11 protein-coding genes and 1 pseudogene are annotated in these 10552 nt (G+C 65.8%); 4 read left to right on the top strand and 8 right to left on the bottom strand.

Annotated elements, in window-relative coordinates; genetic code table 11:
• Positions 1-195 (top strand): annotated as a pseudogene (locus AC58EF_RS10625) (dicarboxylate/amino acid:cation symporter); the annotation flags it as partial.
• 103 nt (positions 196-298) lie between these two features.
• Here the strand turns inward: AC58EF_RS10625 and AC58EF_RS10620 are convergent.
• Positions 299-1183 (bottom strand): bestrophin family protein, encoded by an 885-nt coding sequence (locus AC58EF_RS10620; RefSeq protein ID WP_497276120.1) that lies wholly within the window; start codon positions 1181-1183, stop codon positions 299-301.
• A gap of 140 nt (positions 1184-1323) precedes the next feature.
• On the opposite strand from AC58EF_RS10620, the gene AC58EF_RS10615 reads away from it, so the two are divergent.
• Together AC58EF_RS10615 and AC58EF_RS10610 are read left to right on the top strand one after the other, a co-directional pair.
• Positions 1324-2637 carry a dicarboxylate/amino acid:cation symporter gene (locus AC58EF_RS10615; RefSeq protein WP_497276119.1) on the top strand — a complete coding sequence of 438 codons (1314 nt, stop codon included), beginning with the start codon at positions 1324-1326 and terminating at the stop codon, positions 2635-2637.
• Complete coding sequence (locus tag AC58EF_RS10610) at positions 2634-3260, top strand: Pr6Pr family membrane protein (protein WP_497276118.1); 627 nt, start codon at positions 2634-2636, stop codon at positions 3258-3260. Before AC58EF_RS10615 ends, AC58EF_RS10610 begins: the two co-directional genes overlap by 4 nt.
• On the opposite strand, the gene AC58EF_RS10605 is transcribed toward AC58EF_RS10610, so the two are convergent.
• From AC58EF_RS10605 to AC58EF_RS10595, 3 genes are all read right to left on the bottom strand, one after another.
• Entirely contained in the window at positions 3223-3792 is a 570-nt protein-coding gene (locus AC58EF_RS10605) for an NADPH-dependent FMN reductase (protein ID WP_497276117.1), read from the bottom strand. The two genes, AC58EF_RS10610 and AC58EF_RS10605, sit on opposite strands and share 38 nt — an antisense overlap.
• Before the next feature lie 141 nt (positions 3793-3933).
• Complete coding sequence (locus AC58EF_RS10600; RefSeq protein ID WP_497276116.1) at positions 3934-4116, bottom strand: hypothetical protein; 183 nt, start codon at positions 4114-4116, stop codon at positions 3934-3936.
• A gap of 5 nt (positions 4117-4121) precedes the next feature.
• Positions 4122-5411: an adenylosuccinate synthase gene (locus AC58EF_RS10595; RefSeq protein WP_497276115.1), complete on the bottom strand. Its 1290-nt coding sequence runs from the start codon at positions 5409-5411 to the stop codon at positions 4122-4124.
• Between the two features lie 204 nt (positions 5412-5615).
• Between AC58EF_RS10595 and AC58EF_RS10590 the strand changes: the two genes are divergently transcribed.
• Positions 5616-6047 (top strand): DUF5990 family protein, encoded by a 432-nt coding sequence (locus tag AC58EF_RS10590; protein WP_497276114.1) that lies wholly within the window; start codon positions 5616-5618, stop codon positions 6045-6047.
• A gap of 7 nt (positions 6048-6054) precedes the next feature.
• Here the strand turns inward: AC58EF_RS10590 and AC58EF_RS10585 are convergent, their stop codons facing one another.
• The 4 genes from AC58EF_RS10585 to AC58EF_RS10570 form a co-directional block, all read right to left on the bottom strand.
• Complete coding sequence (locus AC58EF_RS10585) at positions 6055-7179, bottom strand: ATP phosphoribosyltransferase regulatory subunit (protein WP_497276112.1); 1125 nt, start codon at positions 7177-7179, stop codon at positions 6055-6057.
• Between the two features lie 12 nt (positions 7180-7191).
• Positions 7192-7575, bottom strand: coding sequence for an endonuclease domain-containing protein (locus tag AC58EF_RS10580; protein WP_497276111.1), 384 nt, complete (start codon positions 7573-7575; stop codon positions 7192-7194).
• 54 nt (positions 7576-7629) lie between these two features.
• A complete protein-coding gene (gene serA, locus AC58EF_RS10575; RefSeq protein ID WP_497276109.1) occupies positions 7630-9210 on the bottom strand; it encodes a phosphoglycerate dehydrogenase in 1581 nt (526 codons plus the stop codon).
• 118 nt (positions 9211-9328) lie between these two features.
• The gene (locus tag AC58EF_RS10570) at positions 9329-10501 is read right to left on the bottom strand and encodes a phosphoserine transaminase (RefSeq protein ID WP_497276108.1); all 1173 of its coding nucleotides are present in this window, start codon (positions 10499-10501) and stop codon (positions 9329-9331) included.
• Positions 10502-10552 lie beyond the last annotated feature (51 nt).

The raw sequence follows: 10552 nt of genomic DNA, 5'->3' as shown, positions 1-10552 counted from the left end.
GACATGGGCCGCACCGCGACCAATGTGCTCGGCAACGCCATCGCCACCTCCGTCATCACCAAATGGGAAGGCATGCTGGAGGTCGAGGAGCCGATCGACGTGCCCCATCCCAAAGCGCCCTCGCGCACGCCCGCACACGGCCGCGCCGGGCTGGAACTCGCCGCCGATATGGTCGACGACGAACGGAAGGGATGAAAGCTGCCGCCGTTCGTTTCGAGCGTGTCGAGAAACAGGAAGCGTTGTTCTGACCGCTTCTCGACCTCGCTCGAAGCGAACGGATGTTTTTAGGGCTTTGCCTCTACCACAGCACTCCCCGCACCGGCTGGACCGGATCGGGCGCGGGATCGCCGATCGACTGGAGCAGGTCGATCTCGATCGTGCGGCACATGGCGGTCAGCGGCACATCGTGCACGCTGTCGGCGAAGGGATCGGTCAGATCATCGCCGATCCGCAGCACCGCAAGGAACATGAGGCCCGCCACCGTCGATCCCAGCGGCGTGGCGAAGCCCAGCGATTCCACCAGCCCGACTGGCAGCAATATGCAGAAAAGATGGGTGAAGGCGGTCGGGATGAAGCGATATTGGAAGGGCAAAGGCGTATTCTTCAGCCGCTCCATGCCGCCCTGCGCATTGGCGATGTCGACCAGCACCCGCTCCATCTGCGTCTGCTGGATGGTGTCGAGCCAGCCTTCCTGCCGGGCGATGTCGATCCGCCGCCCCGTGCTGTCGAGCAGGCCGTTCGCCGGATTGGCGCGGGCCAGCGCCTTGCCCTTGTCCTCCTCCCGCAGGAAGGCCGTCACCTCCTCGCCGATCGGCTGGCGGCGCAGCTGGCAGCGCAGCGCATTCACATAGGCGATCTGGCGCTTGACGATCTCGCGCTTCAGGTCGCGTCCTTCCGGGTCGGGCAGGAAATTGCGCGCCCCACGCGCCAGGCTGCGCGAGGCGTTGATCATCGCGCCCCACAGCACGCGTCCCTCCCACCAGCGCTGATAGGCGCTGTTGGACCGGAAACCGAGGAACAGCGCCAGCGCCGACCCGAAGATGGTGAGCGGCAGCGAGGGCGCCTTGAAGGGCAGCATATAATAAGCGATCGTGACCGCGCAGTCCCACACGAACAGGATGGTCAACGGTTTCCATATTTCGGATGCGATCCGGCGCATACTGGGAACGGCATCGACGATCATGCGAAACTCCTGATGATGAACCGGGGCAACGCCTGATGGCCCGGCAATGCTCCCTTGATGCCATAGCGAAACGAAATATCGCGCCGCACGCAACCCGCAGGATGATGGCTCGTTGAAAAGAGGCTCAGCGGGAGACGTCCATGACCGACGATGCACCTCAGGATGGTGAGAAGAGAAAGGCGCTCTCGCTCCAGTGGCAGATGCTCGCCGGTTTCCTGACCGGACTGCTGGGGGGCCTCGCCGTCTATATGACCGCGCCGGACGCGCGCTGGGTCGACGCCGTCACCACCTATGTCACCGGGCCGGTCGGGCAGGTCTTCCTGCGGCTGCTGTTCATGCTGGTCATCCCCTTGCTGGTGTCGGCGCTGATCGTGGGCATCGCGGAAATGGGCGAGATGCGCTCGCTGCGCCGGGTGGGCGTGCGGACTTTGGTCTATACGCTGGTCGTGTCGGGCATCGCGGTCGCCATCAGCCTGATCCTCGTCAACCTGTTGCGCCCCGGCGGCGGGGTCGATCCCGCCCAGGCGCAGGCGATGCTGGCGGATGCCGGCCAAGGCGCGAAGGCGATCCTCGACCGGGGCGCCGACACGCCGACCGGTATGCAGGCGCTGATCGCCATCATCCCCGACAACATCATCGGCGCGATGGCGGACAATGACATATTGGCGGTGATGGTCTTCGCCCTCTTCTTCGGCATCGGACTGGTGCTGGTCCAGACCGAGCAGTCGAAGCTGCTGCTGACTGCGATGGAGGGGCTGTTCGAGGTGACGATGCGGCTGATCGGCATCGTCATCCGCCTGGCCCCGGTCGCCATCGCCTGCTTCATGTTCAACCTGGCCGCCCAGTTCGGCTGGGATCTGCTGATCCGCCTGTCGGCCTATGTCGGGGTGGTGCTGCTGGCGCTCGGTCTCCAGATGTTCGGCGTCTATTCGCTGCTGATCGCCTTTCTGGCGCGCCGCTCGCCGCTCCGCTTCTTCGCGGCGGTGCAGGAAGCGAGCGTCATGGCCTTCGCCACCGCTTCCTCCAACGCGACCCTGCCCACCGCCATCCGCGTGGCGGAGGAGAAACTGCATCTGCCGCGCCGCATCGCCCGCTTCGTCCTGACCATCGGCGCCACCGCCAACCAGAATGGCACGGCGATGTTCGAAGGGATAACGGTCATCTTCCTCGCGCAATTTTTCGGCATCGACCTCAACCTGACCCAGCAGGTCATGGTGATGCTGGTGTGCATATTGGGCGGGGTCGGCACGGCCGGCGTGCCCGCCGGATCGCTGCCAGTGGTGGCGATGATATTGGGCATGGTGGGCATCCCGCCCGAGGGCATCGGGCTGGTGCTGGGGGTCGACCGTTTTCTCGACATGTGCCGCACGTCGCTCAACGTGACGGGTGATCTGGTGGCCGCGACCGTGATATCGGCGGGCGAGGAAGACGGGCGGGAGTGGACGCGGGCATGAAGGACAGGCTTGGGCGGATCGGGGCCGGCATCGTCGCGATCACGGCGGTGACTGGCCTGTCCATGCAATTCGAGGCGACCTTCGCGCAAAATGGGTCCGTCAGCGAGACATTATGGGTCTTGCTGCGCTTCTTCACCATATTGACCAATGGCGCGGTCGCGCTGACCTTCACCGCGATGGCCCTTGGTCAGCGGGTGACGCCGCGCTGGCTGGGCGGGGTGCTGCTGGCGATATTGCTGGTGGGCATCATCTACGGCCTTCTGCTACGCGGCCTTGTGTCGCTGAGCGGCCGAGCGCTGCTGGCCGACACGCTGATGCACAAGGTCACGCCGCTGCTGGCGCCGCTCTGGTGGCTGCTCTTCGCGCGCAAGGGGCGGCTCAGCCGGCGCGATCCGTGGATATGGGCGCTGTTTCCGGCCGCCTATCTGCCCTACGCCCTGCTGCGCGGCTTGGTGGAGGGCAAATATGCCTATCCCTTCATCAATGTCGCGAAGCTGGGCATCGGGCAGGTGCTGCTCAACGCGCTGCTGATCGCGACCGGCTTCGTGCTGGCGGGCTATGTTCTGGTGTGGATCGACGGCAAGTTCAGCGGGCGGCCTTCGCGGCTTCGGCCCACCAGATAAGGCCCTGCGCGAAGCCGGCAAAGCCACGCTCCAGCGCTGCGCCGCCTTCGCCCTGCGGCTGGGCCTGCTCGTCCAGTGTCTGGCCGATCTGGCCGACGTTCAGCCGTTCCGGCACCACCGCCATGCCCATGGCCGACAGCGTCACTGTCCAGTCGGCATGGCTGTTGACCCCCGCGAAACGGCCCATCGAATAGCTGGCGATGGCGGCGGGTCGGCGATCGAACTCCTTGAGATAATGGTCGACCAGATTTTTAAGGCCCGGCTGCATACCGCGATTATATTCGCCCGCGACGAAGACGAAGGCGTCGGCGGCGGCGAGGCGATCGGCCAGCGCCGCCATGGCGGCGGGCGCCTCCCCAACCGGATAGTCGCTATAGCGCAGGTCGAGCATGGGCAGGTCGATCACCTTGGCATCGACCAGTTGGGCCTTGTGGCCCAGCCCCTCAAAGCCGCGGATCAGATAGTCGGCCAGGCGGATGCCGAGCCGGCCACGGCGATAGGAGCCGTAGAGAATGAGGATGTCGAGCGCCATGCGATGCCTTCCCTGTTGGTGCGGGGAGGTCTTCGCATTTGAAGAGCCGCAGCTCAATGGTTCGTCATTGCGAGCGTAGCGAAGCAATCCATCGCGCTTTCATGGATTGCTTCGCTACGCTCGCAATGACGATCTATGGTGTCACCGCAATTTCGCGATATTCAGCCCGTCCTGCTTGGCGCGGGCCTTGACCGATTCCTCGCTGCGGGTCAGCGCCTTGGCGATCGCCTTGAGCGCCATGCCCTTCTTGGCCAAAGTGTGCAGCTTCTGGATCTCGTCCGCGGTCCAGGGCTGCTTGTGCCGCTCGAAGCGTTCGCCTGCCATCCCCCTTAATCCGCGAAGGGATCACGGACGAGGATGGTGTCGTCCCGTTCCGGGCTGGTGGAAACGAGCGTGACCGGACAGCCGATCAGTTCCTCGATCCGGCGGATATATTTGATCGCCTGCGCCGGCAGAGCGGCCCAGCTGCGCGCACCGGCGGTGGTTTCGCTCCAGCCGCCGATCGTCTCGTAAATCGGTTCCGCCTTGGCCTGGTCCTGCGCATGGGCGGGCAGATAGTCGAATGTCTGCTCGCCGATCCGGTAGCCGGTGCAGATTTTCAGTTCCTCGAACCCGTCCAGCACGTCCAGCTTGGTAAGCGCGATGCCGGTGACGCCCGACACGGCGACCGACTGGCGCACCAGCACGGCGTCGAACCAGCCGCAGCGGCGCTTGCGGCCGGTGACGGTGCCAAATTCATGGCCGCGTTCGCCGAGCCGCTGGCCAACGTCATTCTCCTGCTCGGTCGGGAAGGGACCAGCGCCGACGCGGGTGGTATAGGCCTTGACGATGCCCAGCACGAAGCCCGCGCCATTGGGGCCAAGGCCGGTGCCGCTCGCCGCCGTGCCCGCCACCGTATTGGAGGAGGTGACGAACGGATAGGTGCCATGGTCGATATCGAGCAGAGTGCCCTGCGCGCCTTCGAACAGGATGCGCTTGCCTTCCGACTTCGCCTTGTTGAGCGTCAGCCAGACGGGCTTGACGAAGGGCAGGATGAATTGGGCGATGTCGGTCAGTTCGGCCATCAGCGCGGCGCGGTCGATCGGCGGCTCGCCGAAACCGGCACGCAAAGCGTCATGATGGGCGGTCAGGCGATCGATCTGAAGGTCCAGGTCATCCAGATGGGCAAGGTCGCAGACGCGGATGGCGCGGCGGCCGACCTTGTCCTCATAGGCCGGGCCGATACCGCGACGGGTGGTGCCGATCTTGCCGGCGCCCGACGCATCCTCGCGCAGGCCATCGAGATCACGGTGGAAGGGCAGGATCAGCGGGCAGGTTTCGGCGATCTGGAGATTGTCGGGCGTGATCTCCACGCCCTGCCCCTTCAGCTTCGCCACCTCGTCGCGGAAGTGCCAGGGGTCGAGCACCACGCCATTGCCGATGACCGACAGCGTGCCACGCACGATGCCCGACGGGAGCAGCGAAAGCTTGTAGACCTTTTCGCCGACCACCAGCGTATGGCCGGCATTGTGGCCGCCCTGGAAGCGGGCGACGACGTCGGCGCGCTCCGACAGCCAGTCGACGATCTTGCCCTTGCCTTCGTCACCCCATTGAGCGCCGATCACAGTCACATTTGCCACAGATACAGTCCTCCGCCCGCCGCGCGGACCGGCCATGCCCTTCGACGGGACTCGACATGCCGGTGGGATCAATGGCCGCCCCGATATGATCATGGGCACCCTATGCGGGGCGCGCGTTAGCCCTGCGGGGCGGGCGCGTCAAGGCCATGAGACGGGAAAGCAGGACAAGCTTTCCCCCCGCCTGCGCGCGCGCTACAAAAAAACATGGCGAAAGCAGATCAGATCGACATCTTATTGCGGATCATCATCGATCAGCCGGTCGCCGGGGTGCGCCACAGCCTTCAGGCCAAGGACGAAAAGCCGCTCGATCCGAAAGTCTCCCGCGCCGGCGAGCCATTGCTGTTCGACCTGCCGATCCGCGTCGCGCCAGGCCCCAAATATTTCGGTGACCAGGTGCGCCGCGAAGGCCCGGTGCGGCGCTTCGTCTATATCCGGGTCGGTCAATTGGCCGGCGACCCGTCATCCCCCTGGTCGCGCCGGATGAAGATCGACATTCACGACATCGATGTCGATCTGCTGGCGCGGGCCATCGAGACAGGCGACGTCATCGAAACCGTCGTGAACGGCACCGGCAAGGACGGAACGCCCGCCTGCGCCACGGTGCGGCCGATCTTCCGCCAACTGGCCGGTCGCTGACGCGCGATCAGTAGGCGCGCGGTTCCCCGCCATCCAGCCAGTGCGAGCAGCGCTGCGCCGCGCCATCCTCGCCTTCGGACAACGCCGCGACGGTATGCCAGCCTTCGGCGCGCAGTTCGGCCGCGCGGGCCGTATCAGCCCCAAGCGGCAGGAACAGGCGTCTGGGGCTTTCGTCGCCGAACCCGGCGTCGATCAACGGATCGGGATAGAGGGAAAAGCCCATGGCCGGCTCGTCCGCGCCATCCGCGCGCGCGATGGCGTAGCTGCCGCCGCGGCCGATTTCGCCGATGAACCCCTCGGCGAAGATGGAGAAGCCGAACCAGTTCTGGAATTCGAAGCCGTGCCGTTCGGTCGGATCGAGCGTCAGCGTGATGTCCCAGCCGATCGGCTTCGCAATGGCGCGCAGGCCCGCGATGCGGCTGTCGATCGCGCCGCCCACGCTGGCGTTGAACGCCTCCAGCCGCTCCATCGCGGCGTGGAAGGGACCGGTGGCCTCGATCAGCGGCAGATAGGCGGCCGCTGCCGGGCCGATGGCCGCCAGCGCGCCGGCGTCCTTCGCGTCCAGTTCGGAGCGGACCGCCTCTATGTCCTGCGGCGCGAGCGGCAGCGGGCCGGCAGCCAGCGTGTCGATCAGGTCCGGCAGGGTGAAGTCGATGGTGATGCCGGCGACGCCGGCCGCCTGCAACGCCTCGATCGCGATATTGACGATCTCGACCGCGGCGGCGGCGCTGTCGCTGCCGATCAGTTCGGCGCCGAGCTGCATCTTCTCGCGCTCGGGACGAAGCTGGCTCGCCTTCTGGCGGATCACCGGGCCGGCATAGGAGAGGCGCAGCGGGCGCGGCGCGGCGCGCAGGCGGGTGGCGGCGATGCGGCCAACCTGCGCCGTCATGTCCGGGCGGAAGGCCAGGCTGCGCTGCGACACGGGGTCGACGGCGCGGACCAGATCCTGCGCGCGCATCGATTTGAGGCGCTGGGTCAGCGTATCCTCGAACTCGGCGAGGGGCGGCATGACCCGCTCATAGCCATGGGTCGCGACCGTATCGAGCACGCGGCGCGCCAGACGCGCGGAGGCTTCGGCCTGCGGCGGCAGGCGGTCGGAGAGGCCCTCCGGGAGGAGGCTTGGCGGGATCATGCTCGGCACCTTTTACTCCCTCCCCCCTTGGGGGGAGGGCTGGGGAGAGGGGGAATCGCGCAACGCCTGCGCAATCGCACTCAGCACGCCCTCGATATTCCCCATCACATCGGGATTGGCAAAGCGGATCACATGATACCCCAGCGATTGCAGAAACTCTGTTCGCCGCGCGTCATAGCGATCTTCGGCGGAATGTGTATCCCCATCGACTTCGATGATGAGGCGCTCCGCTTTTGAGGCAAAGTCGACGATATAGGGCGCGATGATCGTCTGCCGTGTGAACTGCTGATTTTCGAAGCGGTTGGCACGTAACGCCTGCCAAAGTTTTTGTTCAGCGGGAGTCGGATTGGCACGCATCGATCGAGCGCGATCTTTCAGCGTTGGATCGATCCGCACGGGCGTTCCCCCTCTCCCAAACCCTCCCCCCGAGGGGGGAGGGCTTTTCAGACCTTACGCGAAGCGCAGCAGCTTCACCGTCTTCACGCCGGTCAGGTTGCAGATTTCCCAGCGCAGCGGTTCGGCCACGGTGCCGTCGACCGACAGCAGCAGCACGGCTTCGCCGCCCTGGTCGCGACGACCAAGGTGGAAGGTGCCGATATTGACCTGCGCTTCACCCAGCGTCGAACCCAGGCGACCGATGAAGCCGGGCGCGTCCTGGTTGACGATGTAGAGCATCTGGCCGTCGAGATCGGCCTCGACCTTGATGCCGAACAGTTCGACCAGGCGCGGCTGGGCGTGGCCGAACAGTGTGCCGGCGACCGACTTGTCGCCGTTCGCGGTGGTGACGGTGACGCGGACCAGGGTCTGATAGTCGCCTTCGCGGTCGTGACGGACTTCGCGCACGTCGAGGCCGCGTTCCTTCGCCAGGAAGGGCGCGTTGACCATGTTCACCGTATCCGAATAGACGCGCATCAGGCCGGCGAGCACCGCCGCGGTGATCGGCTTCTGGTTGAGTTCGGCGGCATGGCCCTCGACCTCGACCGCGACGCCGGTGATGGCGTCGCCCTCAAGCTGGCCGACCAGGCTGCCCAGCTTTTCGGCGATCGCCATATAGGGCTTCAGCTTGGGCGCTTCCTCGGCGGACAGCGACGGCACGTTCAGCGCATTGGTGATGCCGCCGTCGAGCAGATAGTCGCTGAGCTGTTCGGCGACCTGGAGCGCGACATTGACCTGCGCCTCGTCGGTCGACGCGCCCAGATGCGGGGTGCAGATGAAGTTCGGCGTGCCGAACAGCGGCGATTCCTTGGCCGGTTCGGTCTGGAACACGTCGAGCGCGGCGCCCGCCACCTGACCCGAATCCAGCGCTTCCTTCAGCGCCGCCTCGTCGATCAGGCCACCACGCGCGCAGTTGATGATGCGCACGCCCTTCTTGGTCTTGGCGAGGTTTTCCTTCGACAGGATGTTGCGGGTCTGGTCGGTCAGCGGCGTGTGCAGCGTGATGAAGTCCGCCTTGGCCAGCAGCGTGTCGAGATCGGCCTTCTCCACGCCCATTTCGATGGCGCGTTCCGGGGTCAGGAAGGGATCGAAGGCGACGACCTTCATCTTGAGGCCGAGCGCACGGGCAGCGACGATCGAGCCGATATTGCCCGCGCCGATCAGGCCCAGCGTCTTGCCGGTGACTTCCACGCCCATGAAGCCGTTCTTCGGCCACAGGCCCTGCTGCGTCTGGGCATTGGCTTCGGGCAGTTGCCGCGCCAGCGCGAACATCAGCGCGATCGCATGTTCGGCGGTGGTGATCGAGTTGCCGAACGGGGTGTTCATCACGATCACGCCCTTGGCCGAGGCGGCCGGGATGTCGACATTGTCGACGCCGATGCCGGCGCGGCCGATGACCTTCAGATTGGTGGCAGCGTCGAGGATCGCCTTCGTCACCTTGGTCGAGCTGCGAATGGCGAGGCCGTCATAGTCGCCGATGATGGCGATCAGTTCTTCGGGGGTCTTGCCGGTGATTTCATCGACCTCGACGCCACGCTCCCGGAAGATCGCGGCGGCGCGGGGGTCCATCTTGTCGCTGATAAGTACCTTGGGCATTTTTCGATTCCTTATTTGCCCATCATCCCCGCGAAGGCGGGGATCTCCCGACGTCGCACAGCAGGATGGGGCCGGAGATGGATTCCCGCCTGCGCGGGAATGACGACATTAATTGGGTTCAGGCAGCCTTGGCCGAAGCCGAAATCTGGGCATAGGCCCAGTCGAGCCATGGCCCCAGCACCTCGATATCGGCGGTTTCGACGGTCGCGCCGCACCAGATGCGCAGGCCCGCCGGAGCGTCGCGATAGCCCGCGACGTCATAGGCGGCGCCTTCCTTTTCGAGGAGGGCGGCGAAGGCCTTGATGAAAGCTTCGTCCGCGCCTTCCACCGTCAGGCAGACGCTGGTGGTGGACCGCGACGCTTCGTCGGCGGCGAGATGGCCGAGCCAGTCGCGCTCCGCGACGATCCTGTTCAGCGCCGCCGCATTGGCGTTGCTGCGCGCGATCAGCCCCTGGAGGCCGCCCAGCGACTTGCCCCATTCCAGCGCGAAGATCGCATCCTCGACCGCCAGCATCGACGGGGTGTTGATGGTTTCGCCCTTGAACACGCCTTCGGCCAGCTTGCCCTTCGCCATCAGGCGGAAGACCTTGGGCAGCGGCCAGGCGGGGGTGTGGGTTTCCAGACGCTCGACCGCACGCGGGCCGAGGATCAGCACGCCATGGCCGCCCTCGCCGCCCAGCACCTTCTGCCAGGAGAAGGTGGCGACGTCGATCTTGGCCCAGTCGATGTCATAGGCGAACACCGCGCTGGTGGCGTCGGCGAAGGTCAGGCCCTCGCGGTCGGCCGGGATCCAGTCGGCGTTCGGCACGCGCACGCCCGAGGTGGTGCCGTTCCAGGTGAACAGCACGTCGTTCGAGAAATCGACGGTGGAGAGGTCCGGCAACTGGCCATAATCGGCGCGGATGACGGTGGGGTCGAGCTTGAGCTGCTTGGCGGCGTCCGTCACCCAGCCTTCGCCGAAGCTTTCCCAGGCGAGCGTGGTGACGGGGCGGGCGCCCAGCATCGTCCACATCGCCATTTCGAAGGCGCCGGTGTCGGAGCCGGGCACGATGCCGATGCGATGGGTGTCGGGCAGGTTCAGCAGCTCGCGCATCAGGTCGATGCTGTAGGCGAGACGGGTCTTGCCGATCTTGGCGCGGTGCGAGCGGCCGAGCGAGTCCGTGCTCAGCTTGGCGGCGTCCCAGCCCGGAGGCTTGGCGCAGGGACCGGAAGAGAAAAAGGGACGGGCCGGACGATTGGCGGGCTTTTCAGCAGGCGCAATGGTGGCGTCAACGGCAGTCAGTTCAGTCATGTCATGCTTCTCCTTACAGAGAGCTGCGCGGCGTTGGGACCGCGTGGCCCG

This window comes from Sphingobium sp. WR1, assembly GCF_059693745.1.
This window is presented reverse-complemented; position numbering and strand designations above follow the sequence as displayed.

Coding starts and splice junctions, on each gene's coding strand:
- AC58EF_RS10600 (WP_497276116.1), bottom strand. CDS start 4,116: ATGGCAGGCGAACGCTTCGAGCGGCACAAGCAGCCCTGGACCGCGGAC.
- AC58EF_RS10590 (WP_497276114.1), top strand. CDS start 5,616: ATGGCGAAAGCAGATCAGATCGACATCTTATTGCGGATCATCATCGAT.
- serA (WP_497276109.1), bottom strand. CDS start 9,210: ATGCCCAAGGTACTTATCAGCGACAAGATGGACCCCCGCGCCGCCGCG.
- AC58EF_RS10620 (WP_497276120.1), bottom strand. CDS start 1,183: ATGATCGTCGATGCCGTTCCCAGTATGCGCCGGATCGCATCCGAAATA.
- AC58EF_RS10605 (WP_497276117.1), bottom strand. CDS start 3,792: ATGGCGCTCGACATCCTCATTCTCTACGGCTCCTATCGCCGTGGCCGG.
- AC58EF_RS10585 (WP_497276112.1), bottom strand. CDS start 7,179: ATGATCCCGCCAAGCCTCCTCCCGGAGGGCCTCTCCGACCGCCTGCCG.
- AC58EF_RS10570 (WP_497276108.1), bottom strand. CDS start 10,501: ATGACTGAACTGACTGCCGTTGACGCCACCATTGCGCCTGCTGAAAAG.
- AC58EF_RS10610 (WP_497276118.1), top strand. CDS start 2,634: ATGAAGGACAGGCTTGGGCGGATCGGGGCCGGCATCGTCGCGATCACG.
- AC58EF_RS10615 (WP_497276119.1), top strand. CDS start 1,324: ATGACCGACGATGCACCTCAGGATGGTGAGAAGAGAAAGGCGCTCTCG.